A 15,011-nucleotide genomic window follows, 5' to 3' on the forward strand; every position below is an offset into this window, starting at 1 on the left:
ACACGCCCCGGCATCGGGAAGCGGGCCGCTTTGTGGATATGTCGGTTCCGCGCCGGGCAACGGAACGGGCGGCGGGGTGGCGCGTTGACCCCTTCGGATACCGCACATCGCGGTCACGTGGGGAGGACGACATGCGGCACGGCCACAGCCATCACGACGCCCTGAAACGGGCGCGCACCCACCTCAACCTGCTGGAGCAGGATCCGACGCATCCGCTGGACCTGCTGGTCGACGGCGCGGAGCGGGCGCCGGTGCTGATCCTGCGCGCGGAAGAGAAGCTGCGCAGCGCTCATTCGGGAGCGGTGATCGGCCACGCGGAACTGCGCGGGCTGTTCATTTCGGCGCTCAAGCGCACCATCGAGGAGCTCGAGGCGGACGGCGCCCATGCGGAGGGCCGCGATCTGAAAGAGCTGCAATATGGCGACCAGACCGAGGCGTGATCCGCACCGGTCGGGCGGGGGGCGATCATGCCGCGCCCCCTTTCGCGCGGCGGGAGATGCCCCTATATTCGTGTCGCCGGCGCAAGCCGGCTATGGCGATAAACGGCTATCGGAATAAACCCTTCGGACCCGGGGGCAGTACCCGGCGCCTCCACCCGAATCCGGACGAGCATCGGCTTCCGGCGGGGGCGAAACAGGATCGACGAGGGCGTAAAGGGTGGACTTTCGCTCGGCATGGTACCGCCGTCATCGGACCAAACATATAGTTGCCAACGACAACTATGCTCCGGTTGCTCAGGCCGCGTGAGCGGTTTGATCTCTGGGAAATAAGTCCTTGCGGGTAGCACTGTAAGGCGGGGTTCGGAGGCACCTGGCAACAGAAGCCTCCACTTCATTCCTGCGTGTTCGACGCCGGTCGTGGTTCGGCCGGGCTGGCGGTTTCGGCCGGAATCGGTTTCATTGGCGCCCATGAGTGTGGATCTGATCCGATACGACCTGCTGGTCCAGGATGCGTTGCGCGGTGTCGTGCGGCGCGTGCTGGCCGATGTCGCCCGCGACGGCCTGCCGGGCGACCATCACCTTTACATCTCCTTCGATACCGGCTCGCCGGGCGTGAAGCTGTCGCCGCGGCTCAAGGGCATGTATCCCGAGAAGATGACGATCGTGCTCCAGCACCAGTTCTGGGACCTCATCGTCACCGATCAGGCCTTCGAGGTCGGGCTGTGGTTCAAGGGCGTGCCCGAACGGCTGCACGTGGCGTTCGACGCGGTGGAGGATTTCGTCGACCCTTCCGTGAAGTTCCGCCTGCTGTTCCAGCCGGGCACGGGGGACAGCGACGAGGACGACGACGACGAGACGCCCGCGGTGCCGGGGCCGCGCGCCGTTCCCGACCGCCCGCGTGCCGCCCCGCGCGGGGCCGGCTCGGAGCCGGCCGAGACGCCGCCACCGGTCGAGCGCCCGCGCGCCGGGCCGACCTCGGTGCCCGCGACGCCCGCCAAAGCCGTGCCGGCCAAGCCCACGCCGGTGAAGCCCGCGCCGGTGAAGCCGGCGGCGGCCAAGGTGGAGCCGGAGCGTACCGCCACGGCCGCCAAGCCCGTGGTGAAGGAGCCGACCAAGCCCGCGCCCGCGCCGGCCGCCCCCGCGGGCGATGCGCCGGACGGCGAGGCGCCGGCCGCCGGCGGCGCGCAGGTCGTGCGGCTGGACACGTTCCGCAAGAAGTGATCTCTCCCGGAACGGGCCTCCTCCGGTATCGCCCCTCGCGCGCTGCGGGGCCGGGCGGTGGCTGCGGCTGGCGAGGCGGCGTTCAGGACGATCCGAGATGAAATCCGAAGTCGATGTCGTGGTGATCGGCGCCGGCGCGGCGGGTCTCGCCGCCGGCGCGAGCCTGCATGCGGCCGGCTCGGACGTGCTGGTGCTGGAAGCGGCGGCGCGCACCGGCGGGCGGGCCTTCACCGATACGGCGAGCCTCGACGCGACCTGGGACCGGGGCTGCCACTGGCTGCATTCGGCCTCGGTCAACCCGCTGCGGGCGGAAGCCGACCGGCTCGGCTTCGCCTATGCCAATCGCGGCTCGCGCCAGGCGCGCGGCACGCATCTGGGCACCCACTGGGCGAGCGAGGCGGAGCGGCAGGCGCTGTGGGAGGCGATCGACGGCGGCTTCACCCGGGTGAAGGCCGCCGGGCGCGCCGGGCGCGACATTCCCGCTACCGACGTGCTGGACGTGCCGGCGCCGTGGAACCGCATGGCCCGGCACTGGCTGACGCTGCTCTCGGCGGCGGAGCCGGAATTCATCTCGACGCTGGACTATGCCGCCTATTCCGACACCGGCGAGAACTACCCTGTCGCGCGCGGCTATGGCGCGCTGGTGCAGGCGGTGGCGCAGGACCGCGCGCCCGGCCTGCCGGTGGTGCTGTCCTGTCCGGTCACGCGGCTCGACTGGTCGGGCGCGGGGGTGGTCGCCGAGACCCCGCGCGGGAGCGTGCGCGCCCGCTGCGCCATCGTCTGCCTGCCGACCACGGTGATCGCCGAGGGTGGCCTCGCTTTCGCGCCGGCGTTGCCCGGGGGCCTCGCCGAGGCCTTTGCCGGCCTGCCGCTCGGCGCGGCGGAGAAGGTGGTGTTCCGCTTCGACCGCGAGGTGTTCGGCATGCCGGACACCAGCTACACCGACATGCTCGATCTCACCGATCCCACCCGCCCGCCGATCAACTTCGTGCTCAACCCGTTCGGCCAGCACCTCGCGGTGGGCCAGCTCGGCGGCGACAATGCCCGCTGGCTGGTGGCGGCCGGCCCGGAGGCGATGGCCGATTTCGGCATGGCGGCGCTGGTCGATGCCTTCGGCGCCGATATCCGCCGCCATCTCGTCGCGACCGCGGCGACCGACTGGGTCGCCGATCCGCTGATCCGCGGCGCCTATAGCTGCGCATTGCCAGGCCTCGCCCATCTGCGCGCGCGGCTGCGCGAGCCGCTGGGGGAGCGGGTGCTGTTCGCCGGCGAAGCGGTTTCCGAGCACGACTATTCCACCTGCCACGGCGCGCACCTCACCGGCCTCGCGGCGGCGCAGACCGCGCTCGGCTGGCTCGGCGCGAAGGCGGCGTGAGGATGGGTGAGGACGCGATCGCCATCGTCGTGCTGGCCGCCGTCGCCGAGAACGGCGTGATCGGGCGGGGCGAGGGGCTTCCCTGGCACATATCGGGCGACCTCAAGCGCTTCCGCGCCAATAGCTGGGGCAAGCCGATCGTCATGGGGCGGCGCACCTTCAGCTCCATCGGCCGGCCGCTGCCGGGACGCACCTCCATCGTGGTGACGCGCGATGCAAGTTTCGCGGTGCCCGAGGGGGTTTTGATCGCCCCCTCGCTCGGCGCGGCGCTGGAGCAGGCGAGCGCCATCGCGCGCCGGGACGGGGTCGACGAGGTCATGGTGATCGGCGGGGCGCAGATCTATGCGCAGGCGCTGCCGCTGGCCGACCGGGTGCGGCTGACCGAGGTGCATGCGCGCCCCGAGGGCGACGTGCATTTCCCCACGCTCGATCCGGCCGAGTGGCGCGAGGTGGCGCGTGAGGGGCCGTTCCAGGGCGAGCGGGACGAGTTTGCGTTCAGCTTCGTGGATTACGCGCGGGTGTGAGGCCGGCGCGACCGGTACTCTGGCCTTCGATGGTCTCGGGATCGTCGATCCCTTGCGGCCGGGCTCGACCGGGTTCCCCATCTCTGCGCTGTGCCACCGGTGTGGGGCAGGGCTGCTCGGATCAAGCCGGCGGATGCCGCAGCAGGCAGGGGGGCGCCGTAAATCCGGACGGCGGCCGACCCTCGCGGCAGCCTCAGATCGGCCGGCCCTCGACCTCGAGGGCGAGCGACTTCTCCATATCGTCGATCTGGTCGAGGAAGGGGTAGATGGCGAGCGCCTGCCGCGCCGCCTCCAAGGCCCGCTTGTTGTCGCCGATCTCCTTGCAGATCAGCGCGATACCGGCCCAGGCGCCGTAGTGCCGCGGCTCGCGGGCGAGAACCTGGCGCAGGTCGGCCAGCGCGTCGGCATAGTCGTCCTTCAGGTAGAAGACGGTGGCGCGCTTGTTCCACGCCTCGAGATGATCGGGGGCGATGACCAGCACCGAATCGAGCAGCTCGATGGCGAGGTCGTACTGCTTGGCCTCGGCCGCGATGGCGGCGCGGCTCATCAAGAGGTCGGCGGTGTCGCTGTCGGCGGGAATCAGCGCGACGTCGATGCGGTCGGCGATCGACTTGGCCGATTCCTTGGTCGGGGCGGCCTTGAGCGCGGCGAACAGCGCATCCATTCGCTTGGCGCGGTCCGGCTCGGCCTTGCCGGCGAGGCCGTTCTTCGCGGCCGGCTCCTTCGCGGGATCGGCGGCGCTGTCGCCCGGCTTCTGGCTGTCGCGCGGGTCGGGCACCTTGGCGTTCGGCGAAACCGGCACGCCCGGCAGCGGCACGGGCGCCTGCGCGTCGGCCTGCGGGCCGCTCATCGCCAAGCGCGGGCCGGCGAGCGAAGGGTCGGCCGGGCGCGATTCATCGGCGTGCAGCGCGGCGCCGCACGGGGCGAGGATCAGGAGCGAGGCAACAAAAAAGGCGCGCATGAACCCAGTGTACGGGCCATGGCGCCTTCGTCAATCGGCGGTCGCGCCCTTGTGAGGCGCGGCTCCCCCGGTGCGCGGCGGCGAACCGCCGGCAGCCCTCAGCCCTGGCGCGCCTTGAAGCGCTTCTGGGTCTTGTTGATGATGTAGACGCGGCCCTTGCGGCGGACCAGGCGGTTGTCGCGGTGGCGGCCGAGCAGCGTCTTCAGCGAGTTGCGGATCTTCATGACACTTCACCTTCGGATCGAGCGCTTGCGCATGAGGCGGCGCCGCTAGGCCGCGCCCCGATCCGCCAGCTTGAAATCGAGGCCCGGCTGATAGCGGAGGGGGAGGGGATTTGTCAATCCGCCGGCGGTCGATCCTGTGGAACCGTGTCGCGGCCGAGGCGGCCGAGATGGGTGTGCGCAAAACCCTCCGGGTACTTCAGCCCATAGCCGAGGGCACGGTCGAGGCCGATATGGGCGACCCAGATGGCGGCGATGGCGCCGCCGAGCGGCTCCGCCAGCAGATAGGCGCATGCGGCCAGCACGGCGGGCGCGACATAGGTGTGGAACGCATTGTAGAGGCGGGCGCCAACGGCGGGGCCGGCGAGATAGCCCAGCATGGACAGGTCCGGCGCGAGAATCAGCGCGGCGAACAGCCACCAGCCCTGCCCGAGCGCGGCATAGGCGAGAAGCGCGCCGCCGAACATGGCGAGCCCTTCCAGACGCAGCAGAACGGCAGGCGCGCGCGTGACCGCTCCCGCTGTCGTCGCCGGCATCACCTGCGGCATCGCTCAGCCCTCCATCCCGCCCCGGCCGGGCTTGAACGGCGCCATGCCGGCGCGGGCGAGGGCGTCGGCGCGCTCGTTCATCTCGTCGCCGGCATGGCCCTTGACCCAGTGCCAGCGTATGTCGTGGCGCCCCAGCGCGGCCTCGAGCCGCTCCCACAGATCCTGGTTCTTCACCGGCTTCTTGTCCGCCGTGCGCCAGCCATTGCGCTTCCAGCCCGCCAGCCACTTCATCACGCCGTTGCGCAGGTATTCGCTGTCGGTGTGGAGATCGACCGTGCAGGGCCGCTTCAGCGCCTCCAGCGCCGAGATGGCCGCCATCAGCTCCATGCGGTTGTTGGTGGTGGGCGCCTCGCCGCCGGAGAGTTCCTTTTCGGTGCCGGCATAGCGCAGGATGGCCCCCCAGCCGCCGGGGCCGGGATTGCCGGAACAGGCGCCGTCGGTCCAGACGGACACGGTGCCCTTCGCCGCGGTCGCCGGGCCGGCGTCGTCGCCGAAGATGCGGGCGGTGCCGGGTGCCGTCTTCACGCGGCCACCCCGTAGTCGCGCACGCTCTCCACCGCGCGGTGGAAGCGCAGCTTGCGCAGATATTCGAGCGGGTCGTGCGGGCGCACCAGCGCGCCGGGCGGCACGTTCAGCCAGTCGACCAGCCGGGTGAGCAGGAAGCGCAGCGCGGCGCCGCGGGCGAGCAGCGGCAGGGCGGCGACTTCGGCGGCCCCCAACGGGCGCACCGCCTGATAGGCCGCGAGCAGGGCGCGGCCCTTGGTCTGGTTGTAGGCGCCGTCGGTCTCGAAGCACCAGGCGTTCAGGCAGATGGCGACGTCATAGGCGAGGAAGTCGTTGCAGGCGAAATAGAAGTCGATCAGCCCGGAGAGCCGGTCATCGATGAAGAAGACGTTGTCGGGAAAGAGATCGGCATGAATGACACCCGCCGGCAGCCCGGCGGGCCAGTTCGCCTCCAGCGTCCCGAGTTCGTCCGCGATCAGGGCGGCGAGGCCGGGCGCGACGGTGTCGGCGCGATCTCGCGCGCGCTCGAACAGCGGGCGCCAGCCGGGCACCGAGAGCGCGTTGACGCGCGAGACGGCGGTGAAGTCGGCGCCCGCCTCGTGCAGGCTGGCGAGGGCGGCGCCGAGCGCGGCGCAGTTCGCGGTGGTCGGCCGGCGCACGGAGGTGCCGAGCAGGAAGGTGGCGATCAGCGCCGGGCGCCCGGCGAGCTGGCCGAGCGCGGCGCCGGCGCGGTTCTTCACCGGCTGCGGGCAGTGGATGCCGCGGGCGGCGAGGTGCTCCATCAGCCCGACGAAGAAGGGCAGGTCGGCCGGATTCACCCGCTTCTCGTAGAGCGTCAGGATGAAGCTGCCGGCCTCGGTCTGCAGCAGGAAATTCGAGTTCTCGACCCCCTCGGCGATGCCTTTGAAGGCGCGCAGGCGGCCGAGATCATAGGTTTCGAGGAAGCGTTCCAGCTCCTCCGGCGAGACATCGGTATAGACGGCCATGACGATCTTTCGCGGCTATTGGGCGGCATCCGGCCGCAACTGCCGGGGAAGCGGGAAGAACACGTCCTCATGCGCGGTGTAGACGGTCTCGACGGCGAGGGTGAAACGCTCCGCGAAGGCGTCCAGCACCTCCTCCACCAGCACTTCGGGCGCCGAGGCGCCGGCGGTGACAGCGAGCGAGGAAATCGAGCCGAACAGGCGCCAGTCGATATCGCCGGCCCGCTGCACCAGCGCCGAGACGCGGCAGCCCGCCCGCTCGGCGACCTCGCGCAGGCGCTGCGAGTTCGAGGAGTTCGGCGCGCCGACCACGATCATCGCGTCGACCTCCGGCGCCACCCTCTTCACCGCCTCCTGGCGGTTGGTGGTGGCGTAGCAAATGTCTTCCTTGTGCGGGGTGACGATGGCCGGGAAGCGCTCCTTCAGCACCGCGACGATGCCGGCGGTGTCGTCGAGCGAGAGCGTGGTCTGCGTGGTGTAGGCGAGGTTTTCCGGGTCGCGCGGGGTGAAGCGGCGGGCATCCTCGGCGGTCTCGACCAGCGTCACCGCGCCTTCGGGGAGCTGGCCGATGGTGCCGATCACCTCGGGGTGGCCGGCATGGCCGATCAGCACCACCTCGCGGCCGCGCCGGTGATGGACGGTCGCCTCGCGGTGCACCTTGGTGACCAACGGGCAGGTGGCGTCGATGGCGAAGAAGTTGCGCGTCTGGGCGTCGTCGACCACGGCGCGGGCGACGCCATGGGCGGAGAAGATGACCGGCGCATCGGTGCCGGCCGGCACTTCGGCGAGCTCGTTGACGAAGATCGCGCCCTTGGTCTTGAGCCCCTCGACGACGTATTTGTTATGGACGATCTCGCGGCGCACATAGACCGGCGCGCCATAGAGTTCCAGCGCCCGCTCCACCGCGTCGATCGCCCGCACGACGCCGGCGCAGAAGCCGCGCGGGGCGCAGAGCAGGACGCGCAGGGGCGGTCGGTCGGCTTCGGTCATGGATGGGTCCGCAATCGGTTCGCTCCCGTCATGGGTGGAGCGGCATCGGGTGTCAAGCGCGGCCGCGTCAGCGCGCACGGGCCAGCCAGACGGTGTGGCCGCCGCACGCCGGATCCTCGGCGGCATGGGCGACGACGTCGAAGCCGCCCGCATCGAGATGGGCGCGGTATTCGGCCGGATCAAGGCTGGCATGGAACAGTGGCTCGCCCTCGAAGGTGCCGATCGCCTCGCCCGCCGCCGGGCCGGAGGTGAACATCAGCGCCGCGCCGGGGCGGGCATGGGCGCGGAAGAGCGGGAACATCGCCCGCTGGTCGTCGGCGGCGAGGTGGAAAAAGCTGTCCCAGGCGATGAGCCCGTCGAAACGCCGGCCGAGCGACAGGGTGCGCATGTCGGCGACGTGCCAGTCGTGATCGGGGAAGCGGGCCCGGCACAGCGCGATCAGGGACGGCGCGCTGTCGATGCCGGTGACGGCGTGGCCCTTCTCGGCGAGATAGCGCGCGATCGGTTCCCCCGAGCCGCAGCCGATGTCGAGGATCGCCGCCGGCGCGGGCGGCAGAAGTGCCCGGAAGCGATCGAGCCAGCCGGCCTCGAACAGCGAGCGGCCGCGCAGGCGGTCGAACGCGGCGGCGTGGGTCTCGTAGAGAGCGACGATGGCCGCGGCGGCTTCCGACATGCTGCCTCTCCGTTGGTTGATTCCGCGCGCGACCAGGGCTCTCGCGGCGATTGCCTTGCGCCCGCGAGGCGCCTATATCTACGCGATCCCGGTCATCGCGAGACGGTCCGAGGCTCCGCCCCCGAGGGGTGGGTGGAGCGCGAGAGGCTTTGCGCGGGAAACCAACATTCGACCGCTAACGACCCCTCATAGGAGACGCGCCATGGCGAACGCACCCCTGATGCCGAAGGCAACCGCCGTGTGGCTGGTCGAGAACACCGCGCTGACCTTCGAGCAGATCGCCGATTTCTGCAAACTCCACCCGCTGGAGGTCAAGGGCATCGCCGACGGCGAGGTGGCGCAGGGCATCAAGGGGCTCGATCCGGTGGCCGGCGGCCAGCTCTCCCGCGAGGAGATCGACCGCGCCGAGAAGAATCCCGACCATCGCCTGCGCCTGCTGGAATCGAAGGTCCGCCTGCCGGAGGCCAAGAAGAAGCGCGGCCCGCGCTACACCCCGGTGTCGAAGCGCCAGGACCGGCCGAACGCCATCCTCTGGCTGCTGCGCAACCATCCCGAGCTCAAGGACAGCCAGATCATGCGGCTGGTTGGCACCACTAAGACCACGATCGAGGCGATCAAGGAGCGCACCCACTGGAACGCGGCGAGCCTGACGCCGATGGACCCGGTGACGCTCGGCCTGTGCTCGCAGATCGACCTCGACATCGAAGTGCAGCGCTCCTCCAAGGATCGCCCCGCCGCCCCGGTCGGCGAGCACGGCGCGACGCTGCTCCCGGCCGAGGTCACCACCGGCGAGGCGCCGGAGCCCTACTCGCCGCCGGCCCGCAAGCCGAAGGAAGAGGCGCTCGACCTCGAGACCGTGTTCGCCAAGCTCGGCGGCGCCAAGAAGGGCGAGTGAGCCACACCGGCGCTCGAATCCCGGCCGCGTCGTTCGGCCGGGCTTGACCTCGGAGAGGGTTCGGATACCGCTGTGCCGGGCGCTGTTCTCGCGCCCTGCATCCTCCGAAGGACCCTCCCCATGACTGGCCTTGCCCGTCTCCTCGCCGGCGCCGTCCTCGTCGCCGCAGCCGTTCCGGCCGTCGCCTCGGCCGACCCCCTCGGCGATTACATTGCCGCCCGCGACAAGGCCACCGCCGCCTCGATCGACGCCGCCAAGGCGGACAAGAGCGGCGACGAGGCCGTGATCAAGCGCGAGGAGGCCGACATGAAGGACCTCGCCAAGCGCCTCGGGGCCGTCCTCGGCCCGCTGAAGTTCAAGGGCCTCGGCGCGCCGACCTACACGCTCTACAGCTTCATCTACGACGTCAGCGGCCCGACGCACCAGCTCGACGGCCTCAACTTCACCAACAAGGACTTCACCAGCCGCATCGTGGTGACACCGGCCGCCGTGTTCGAGAACTGGCGCGCGGCCCGCGCCAAGGACGAGGGCGCGCCGGCCGCGCTGGGCGCCGGGGTGGCGGAGGCGGCCGCCACGGCCGAGTTCTACACCGACGCGATCGGCTTCGACGGTGGCTTCTTCCAGCCCTATGTCACCATTCCCGTCGCGGCGGTGCCGGGCGAGACGGCGGTCGCGGTGCTGGGCCTCCAGATCGACGAACCGCCGGGCAACGCCGCGCCGGACGATATCGCGATCGTGCGTGTCGCCGACGGCAAGGCGATGGTCGGCCTGACGCAGGCGAAGCTCAACATCAAGGGCGTGCCGGTCTGCGACGCGGTGTGGAAGCCCTACCAGGTCAAGGTCGAGGCGCTGACCAAGGTGGTCGAGGCGGAGAACAAGCCGGAAGATCCGCGCTGGGACGAGATCGTCAAGATCACCGACGAGGGGTCGGACGCCTATCGCGCGTGCTTCGTGAAGGAAGCGCCGAAGCAGCCCTTCTTCGCCAATGCCGTGAAGCGCGCCGAGGCCTTCCTGCAGACCGCCCGGGGCAAGTGAGCGGCGTCGCCGGGCGAGCTGGGTTGGACGATGCCGGCGGCTGGGCGCCGTTCGGTTTCCGCAAGGGTCGTCTCATGCCGGGCTGGTTCCAGAGAGCCATGACGTTTCCGGCGTGGCGCGGAAGACGTGGATGGCCGGGGCAAGCCCGGCCATGACGTCGAGACAGCGAGTCCGTCCGCGCCCGATCGGGCGGGACGGCGAACCGGGGCTCAGGCCGCCGCGCCGCCGACCGCGGCGAGGCCGCGGCCCTTCAGCGCCTCGGTGATCTCCTCGAGCACCTGCGGGTCGTCGATCGTCGCCGGCATGGTCCAGGGCTCGGCATCGGCGATCTTCTTCATCGTGCCGCGCAGAATCTTGCCGGAGCGCGTCTTCGGCAGGCGCGCGACGGTGATGGCCAGCTTGAACGCCGCGACCGGGCCGATGCGCTCGCGCACCAGGGCGATGATCTCTTTCTCGATCTCGTTGGGCGCACGCACGACGCCGGACTTCAGCACCACGAAGCCGCAGGGCGACTCGCCCTTGAGATCGTCGTGCACGCCGATGACGGCGCATTCGGCGACATCGGGGTGGGAGGCCAGCACCTCCTCCATGCCGCCGGTCGACAGGCGATGGCCGGCGACGTTGATGATGTCGTCGGTGCGGCCCATGATGAAGACATAGCCGTCATCGTCCTTGAAGCCGGCGTCGGCGGTCTTGTAGTAGCCGGGGAAGTCGACGAGGTAGCTCTCCCGGAAGCGGTCCGGCTGCTGCCACAGCGTCGGCAGGCAGCCGGGCGGCAGCGGCAGCTTGATGACGATCGAGCCCATCCGGTTCGGGCCGACCGGATGGCCGCCCTCGTCCACGATGTCGACCGCATAGCCGGGCATCGGCACGGTGGGCGAGCCGGCCTTCACCGGCATGGCGCCGAGGCCGAACGGGTTGCCGACGATGGCCCAGCCGGTCTCGGTCTGCCACCAATGGTCGATCACCGGCACGCCGAGCTTCTGTTCGGCCCAGTGCACCGTGTCGGGGTCGGCCCGCTCGCCGGCGAGGAACAGTGCGCGCAGCGACGCGATGTCGTGGCGCTTCAGCAGGAGCGCCTCCGGGTCTTCCTTCTTGATGGCGCGCAGCGCGGTGGGCGCGGTGAACAGGACCGAGACCTTGTACTCCTCGATCACCCGCCAAAAGGCGGCGGGGTCGGGCGTGCCGACCGGCTTGCCCTCGTACAGCACCGTCGTACAGCCGGCGAGCAGCGGGGCGTAGACGATGTAGGAATGGCCGACCACCCAGCCGATGTCGGAGGCCGACCAGAACACCTCGCCCGGCTTCACGCCGTAGAGCCCCTCCATGGTCCAGCGCAGCGCGACCATGTGGCCGCCGGTGTCGCGCACCACGCCCTTGGGCTTCCCGGTCGTGCCGGAGGTGTAGAGGATGTAGAGCGGATCGGTGGCCCCGACCGGGACGCAGTCGACCCCCCGCCCGCCGGCGGCCGCCTTGGCGCGGGCCTCGTGCCAGTCGAGATCGCGGCCCGGCTGGAGATTGGCGGCGAGCTCGGGGCGCTGCAGGATGACGCAGCGTTCCGGCTTGTGCGCGGACATGCTGATGGCGAGATCGAGCAGCGGCTTGTAGGCAACGACCCGGCTCGGCTCGATGCCGCAGGAGGCGGACAGCACCACCTTCGGCTTGGCGTCCTCGATGCGGGTGGCAAGTTCGGCCGCGGCGAAGCCGCCGAACACCACGGAATGCACGGCGCCGATGCGGGCGCAGGCGAGCATGGCGACGATCGCCTCGGGCACCATCGGCATGTAGATGACGACGCGGTCGCCCTTCTCGACGCCGAGATCGCGCAGCACGGCGCCGAGCGTGCGCACTTCCGCCAGCAGCTCCGAATAGGTCACGGTGCGCTTCGCGCCGGTCACCGGGCTGTCATAGTAGATCGCGGGCTGGGTGCCGCGCCCGGCGCCGACATGGCGGTCGACCGCGTTGTGGCAGGTGTTGCACAGCCCGCCGACGAACCAGCGGCCATAGGCGCCGAGGCCGGGATCGAACACCGCCCGCGGCTCGGCGATCCAGTCGACGGCCTTCGCCGCTTCGCGCCAAAAGCCTTCGGGGTCGGTTATGGAGCGCTCGTAGACTGCCGCATACCGGTTGCTCGTGGCGTCGTTCATGGGGCGTTCTCCCGCGCATGTTGTTCTTGTTGTGGGTACGCTTCACAAAAGTCCGACGCGCCGGGGAAAGGCAAGCGCGCTCAATTGCGTACGACGTTGGTCGAATCGTCGTGAAGGGCATGTGGCGCGCATAAAAAACCGCCGGTCGCGGGGACCGGCGGCTTGTCCTTCGCCGGCGCATCATGGCCGGTACCGTGCGCAGGGCGTGCCCCGCGCGGGGCGATCAATGCACCGTCTGGTTTTCGGTGAGACGGACGATTTCATCCTTGAGGAGCAGCTTGCGACGCTTGAGATCGGCGATCCGCGTTTCATCGGATCCCGGATGTGCCAGCTCTTCGCGAAGCTCCCGTTCGAGCGCCTGGTGGCGACGCTGCAACTCCGCGACATGCGCCTGCATGGACATGGGCCTTGTCTCCGTGTCTCGAAGTGACGTCATGAGTGTGTCACTTAAGCCCCCGCCTGTCGACGAAACGAGTCGCTGCGATGCAGCATCATCGTGCGGTGCAGAAGACATTGCGGCGGAGCGGCGGCGCGGCGATACTCGGGGCCGCCGCAGCCGCGGCCGGGGTGAATCGTGAGTGCGGGCGCAGGGCAGATGACGGACGAAGAGGAACGCGAGCTCAAGGCGCTCCTCGAACGCCTGCGGCAGGAGCATCGCGATCTCGATGCGGCAATATTGGCGCTGCAGTCGGTGCCGGGCAGCGACCAGCTTCAGCTCGCGCGGCTCAAGAAGCGCAAGCTGCAGCTCAAGGATCGCATCGGCATCATCGACGACCAGATCACGCCCGACATCATCGCGTGAGGGCCGGAAGGGCGGGCAGGGCCATTGGGGTGGGGATCGCCGCCAGAGTGCGGCCATCCCGGGGCCCGTCCCAATGCGTCGAGGCTCTGCGTCACGCCATCGGCGAGGCGTGGATGGCCGGGACGAGCCCGGCCATGACGGCGTGAGCGGAACGAGGCCGTAGCCGACGCCCTCCCACGGCGCCGGCCAACCGTTCTCAGAGCTGGCCGAGCAGCACGTCGGCGCTGGTCTTGTCGGCCTTGCTCGGCACGTCCTCGACGTTGAGCACCTTCACCACGCCGTCCTCGATCACCGAGGAGTAGCGCTTGGAGCGCAGGCCGAGACCGGCGCCGGAGGCATCGAGCTCGAGGCCGAGCGCCTTGGCAAAGTCGCCATTGCCGTCGGAGAGGAACAGGATCTTGCCGCCGGTGTTCGAGACGCCTTCCCAGGCGGCCAGCACGAAGGGATCGTTCACCGCGGTGACGGCGATGAGGTCGACACCCTTGCCGAGGATCTCGTCGGCGCGGGCGGCGTAGCCCGGCAGGTGGTTCTTGTGGCAGGTGGGGGTGAAGGCGCCGGGGACGGCGAACAGCACCACCTTCTTGCCCTTGAAGATCTCGTCCGTGCTCTTGGCCACCGGGCCATCGGCGGTGTTGACGCGGAAGGTCGCGTTGGGCAGCGTGTCGCCGACCTTGATGGTCATGGTCTGGTTCCTTTCATGCGCGGAAAAAGCGGGGGCGGCGGGTCGTGCCGGAGCGGCACGGCGCCGGCCAGCCGGCGCGGCAGCATAGCCACTTCCGACCGCGCGGAAAGCCCTTTCAGCGTCCCGAAAGCGGCGAGGTGACCTCGATCGCCCGGCCGGCATCGATGAGCGTCAGCCGCAGGGTTGCCGCCCGGATATCGGCCCCGCGCGGCACGCCGTCGACGGGCAACGTGAAGCGGGCGCGGCCATTGCCGAGATCCTCCCGGGAGGGCAGGGGCAGCGCCCAGTCCTCGTTCGGGCCCTCGACGAAGAGATCGGCCCGGGCGCCGTCGGCGACGCGGGCCTCGACCCGGATCGTCGGCGGGCCGCCGGCCGCATCCAGCGTCACGGCGTCGATGCCGGTGGCGCCCGGCGCGGCGATCGGGGCCGGGTCGGGCACCGCCGCCTCGGCGGCGACCACCGCCGGGTGCGGCGTGCCCCCGCCCGCCGGGAGTTCCAGCGCCAGCTGGGCGAAAGCGGGCTGGCAGATCTTCTCGCACACCGCGAAATCGAGCCCCAGCCGCAGCGCGACGGGCTGGTCCGCCACCTTCGGCACGACGCGGAAGGGCAGGATGACGTCGCGCTTGTAGCCGATCGAGAAGCTGCCGGAACCATCCTCGAAACGCATCGGCGCCGGCCATTCCACCTCGACCGAGGCGACATTGGTCGAGCCCGACCAGTCGAAGCGCGGCGGCACGCCGCTGTCGCCGGGATAGCGCCAATAGGTCTTCCAGCCCGGCGCAAGGCGGATTTCGATGCCGCCGGCGATCGCCTCGCCGCTGCCGCCGGCCATCAGCCGCACGCCGGTGCCGGAAGGGGACGACCATTCCGACTCGGCGCCCGCCCGGGCCGGGGAAACCGGAGCCGCGAGGCAGAGCGCGACCGCCAATGCCAGCCCGCCGCAAGGGAGGCGCAAGCCGCTCGGCGCGGCCGGCGGTGCCGGGAGAGGTGACGGAACAGGAAGAAGGGCA

General features: G+C 70.5%; 18 protein-coding genes and 1 other RNA gene. 8 read left to right on the forward strand and 11 right to left on the reverse strand.

Annotation, left to right across the window (positions count from 1 at the left end):
• The first annotated feature begins 131 nt into the window (after positions 1–131).
• The 5 genes from ACEUEL_RS02180 (at position 132) to ACEUEL_RS02200 (ending at position 3,560) form a co-directional block, all read left to right on the forward strand.
• Positions 132–440, forward strand: coding sequence for a hypothetical protein (locus tag ACEUEL_RS02180; RefSeq protein WP_405701690.1), 309 nt, complete (start codon positions 132–134; stop codon positions 438–440).
• A gap of 36 nt (positions 441–476) precedes the next feature.
• Positions 477–831, forward strand: a transfer-messenger RNA (tmRNA) gene (gene ssrA / locus ACEUEL_RS02185).
• A 77-nt stretch (positions 832–908) separates the two neighbouring features.
• The gene (locus tag ACEUEL_RS02190) at positions 909–1,661 is read left to right on the forward strand and encodes a ClpXP protease specificity-enhancing factor SspB (RefSeq protein ID WP_405701692.1); all 753 of its coding nucleotides are present in this window, start codon (positions 909–911) and stop codon (positions 1,659–1,661) included.
• A 97-nt stretch (positions 1,662–1,758) separates the two neighbouring features.
• Positions 1,759–3,036 carry a flavin monoamine oxidase family protein gene (locus tag ACEUEL_RS02195; protein WP_405701694.1) on the forward strand — a complete coding sequence of 426 codons (1,278 nt, stop codon included), beginning with the start codon at positions 1,759–1,761 and terminating at the stop codon, positions 3,034–3,036.
• A gap of 2 nt (positions 3,037–3,038) precedes the next feature.
• Entirely contained in the window at positions 3,039–3,560 is a 522-nt protein-coding gene (locus ACEUEL_RS02200; protein WP_405701696.1) for a dihydrofolate reductase, read from the forward strand.
• Positions 3,561–3,753: 193 nt separating this feature from the next.
• On the opposite strand, the gene ACEUEL_RS02205 is transcribed toward ACEUEL_RS02200, so the two are convergent.
• The 7 genes from ACEUEL_RS02205 to ACEUEL_RS02235 form a co-directional block, all read right to left on the reverse strand.
• A complete protein-coding gene (locus tag ACEUEL_RS02205) occupies positions 3,754–4,521 on the reverse strand; it encodes a tetratricopeptide repeat protein (protein WP_405701698.1) in 768 nt (255 codons plus the stop codon).
• Between the two features lie 98 nt (positions 4,522–4,619).
• Positions 4,620–4,745, reverse strand: a complete 126-nt coding sequence (gene ykgO / locus ACEUEL_RS02210; protein WP_029353131.1) for a type B 50S ribosomal protein L36 — start codon at positions 4,743–4,745, stop codon at positions 4,620–4,622.
• Between the two features lie 113 nt (positions 4,746–4,858).
• The gene (locus tag ACEUEL_RS02215) at positions 4,859–5,290 is read right to left on the reverse strand and encodes a DUF4260 domain-containing protein (RefSeq protein WP_405701700.1); all 432 of its coding nucleotides are present in this window, start codon (positions 5,288–5,290) and stop codon (positions 4,859–4,861) included.
• A 3-nt stretch (positions 5,291–5,293) separates the two neighbouring features.
• Positions 5,294–5,788 carry a ribonuclease HI gene (rnhA, locus tag ACEUEL_RS02220; RefSeq protein WP_405706529.1) on the reverse strand — a complete coding sequence of 165 codons (495 nt, stop codon included), beginning with the start codon at positions 5,786–5,788 and terminating at the stop codon, positions 5,294–5,296.
• Positions 5,789–5,811: 23 nt separating this feature from the next.
• Positions 5,812–6,780, reverse strand: a complete 969-nt coding sequence (locus ACEUEL_RS02225) for a homoserine kinase (protein ID WP_405701702.1) — start codon at positions 6,778–6,780, stop codon at positions 5,812–5,814.
• 15 nt (positions 6,781–6,795) lie between these two features.
• A complete protein-coding gene (ispH, locus tag ACEUEL_RS02230; protein ID WP_405701705.1) occupies positions 6,796–7,767 on the reverse strand; it encodes a 4-hydroxy-3-methylbut-2-enyl diphosphate reductase in 972 nt (323 codons plus the stop codon).
• Between the two features lie 67 nt (positions 7,768–7,834).
• Positions 7,835–8,440, reverse strand: a complete 606-nt coding sequence (locus ACEUEL_RS02235; RefSeq protein ID WP_405701707.1) for a class I SAM-dependent methyltransferase — start codon at positions 8,438–8,440, stop codon at positions 7,835–7,837.
• A 202-nt stretch (positions 8,441–8,642) separates the two neighbouring features.
• On the opposite strand from ACEUEL_RS02235, the gene ACEUEL_RS02240 reads away from it, so the two are divergent.
• Together ACEUEL_RS02240 and ACEUEL_RS02245 are read left to right on the forward strand one after the other, a co-directional pair.
• Positions 8,643–9,335, forward strand: a complete 693-nt coding sequence (locus ACEUEL_RS02240; protein ID WP_405701709.1) for a DUF1013 domain-containing protein — start codon at positions 8,643–8,645, stop codon at positions 9,333–9,335.
• A gap of 120 nt (positions 9,336–9,455) precedes the next feature.
• The gene (locus tag ACEUEL_RS02245; protein ID WP_405701712.1) at positions 9,456–10,370 is read left to right on the forward strand and encodes a hypothetical protein; all 915 of its coding nucleotides are present in this window, start codon (positions 9,456–9,458) and stop codon (positions 10,368–10,370) included.
• A 209-nt stretch (positions 10,371–10,579) separates the two neighbouring features.
• On the opposite strand, the gene ACEUEL_RS02250 is transcribed toward ACEUEL_RS02245, so the two are convergent.
• Entirely contained in the window at positions 10,580–12,517 is a 1,938-nt protein-coding gene (locus ACEUEL_RS02250; RefSeq protein WP_405701714.1) for a propionyl-CoA synthetase, read from the reverse strand.
• A 223-nt stretch (positions 12,518–12,740) separates the two neighbouring features.
• Positions 12,741–12,920 (reverse strand): YdcH family protein, encoded by a 180-nt coding sequence (locus tag ACEUEL_RS02255; protein ID WP_405701716.1) that lies wholly within the window; start codon positions 12,918–12,920, stop codon positions 12,741–12,743.
• Positions 12,921–13,112: 192 nt separating this feature from the next.
• Between ACEUEL_RS02255 and ACEUEL_RS02260 the strand changes: the two genes are divergently transcribed.
• Positions 13,113–13,319, forward strand: a complete 207-nt coding sequence (locus tag ACEUEL_RS02260; RefSeq protein WP_405701719.1) for a YdcH family protein — start codon at positions 13,113–13,115, stop codon at positions 13,317–13,319.
• Positions 13,320–13,515: 196 nt separating this feature from the next.
• On the opposite strand, the gene ACEUEL_RS02265 is transcribed toward ACEUEL_RS02260, so the two are convergent.
• Both ACEUEL_RS02265 and ACEUEL_RS02270 read right to left on the reverse strand, forming a co-directional pair.
• A complete protein-coding gene (locus tag ACEUEL_RS02265; RefSeq protein ID WP_405701720.1) occupies positions 13,516–14,001 on the reverse strand; it encodes a peroxiredoxin in 486 nt (161 codons plus the stop codon).
• 115 nt (positions 14,002–14,116) lie between these two features.
• Entirely contained in the window at positions 14,117–14,956 is an 840-nt protein-coding gene (locus ACEUEL_RS02270; RefSeq protein WP_405701721.1) for a protein-disulfide reductase DsbD domain-containing protein, read from the reverse strand.
• Positions 14,957–15,011: the final 55 nt, after the last annotated feature.

This window comes from Ancylobacter terrae, from assembly GCF_045108345.1.
Classification (GTDB): Bacteria; Pseudomonadota; Alphaproteobacteria; order Rhizobiales; family Xanthobacteraceae; genus Ancylobacter.

Bases quoted from the DNA above. Each gene is read 5' to 3' on its own strand.
- ACEUEL_RS02255 (WP_405701716.1), bottom strand. From the start codon at position 12,920: ATGTCCATGCAGGCGCATGTCGCGGAGTTGCAGCGTCGCCACCAGGCG.
- ACEUEL_RS02245 (WP_405701712.1), top strand. From the start codon at position 9,456: ATGACTGGCCTTGCCCGTCTCCTCGCCGGCGCCGTCCTCGTCGCCGCA.
- ACEUEL_RS02260 (WP_405701719.1), top strand. From the start codon at position 13,113: ATGACGGACGAAGAGGAACGCGAGCTCAAGGCGCTCCTCGAACGCCTG.
- ACEUEL_RS02250 (WP_405701714.1), bottom strand. From the start codon at position 12,517: ATGAACGACGCCACGAGCAACCGGTATGCGGCAGTCTACGAGCGCTCC.
- ykgO (WP_029353131.1), bottom strand. From the start codon at position 4,745: ATGAAGATCCGCAACTCGCTGAAGACGCTGCTCGGCCGCCACCGCGAC.
- ACEUEL_RS02205 (WP_405701698.1), bottom strand. From the start codon at position 4,521: ATGCGCGCCTTTTTTGTTGCCTCGCTCCTGATCCTCGCCCCGTGCGGC.
- ACEUEL_RS02200 (WP_405701696.1), top strand. From the start codon at position 3,039: ATGGGTGAGGACGCGATCGCCATCGTCGTGCTGGCCGCCGTCGCCGAG.
- ACEUEL_RS02225 (WP_405701702.1), bottom strand. From the start codon at position 6,780: ATGGCCGTCTATACCGATGTCTCGCCGGAGGAGCTGGAACGCTTCCTC.
- ACEUEL_RS02195 (WP_405701694.1), top strand. From the start codon at position 1,759: ATGAAATCCGAAGTCGATGTCGTGGTGATCGGCGCCGGCGCGGCGGGT.
- ACEUEL_RS02180 (WP_405701690.1), top strand. From the start codon at position 132: ATGCGGCACGGCCACAGCCATCACGACGCCCTGAAACGGGCGCGCACC.
- ispH (WP_405701705.1), bottom strand. From the start codon at position 7,767: ATGACCGAAGCCGACCGACCGCCCCTGCGCGTCCTGCTCTGCGCCCCG.
- ACEUEL_RS02190 (WP_405701692.1), top strand. From the start codon at position 909: ATGAGTGTGGATCTGATCCGATACGACCTGCTGGTCCAGGATGCGTTG.
- ACEUEL_RS02215 (WP_405701700.1), bottom strand. From the start codon at position 5,290: ATGCCGCAGGTGATGCCGGCGACGACAGCGGGAGCGGTCACGCGCGCG.
- ACEUEL_RS02240 (WP_405701709.1), top strand. From the start codon at position 8,643: ATGGCGAACGCACCCCTGATGCCGAAGGCAACCGCCGTGTGGCTGGTC.
- ACEUEL_RS02235 (WP_405701707.1), bottom strand. From the start codon at position 8,440: ATGTCGGAAGCCGCCGCGGCCATCGTCGCTCTCTACGAGACCCACGCC.
- ACEUEL_RS02265 (WP_405701720.1), bottom strand. From the start codon at position 14,001: ATGACCATCAAGGTCGGCGACACGCTGCCCAACGCGACCTTCCGCGTC.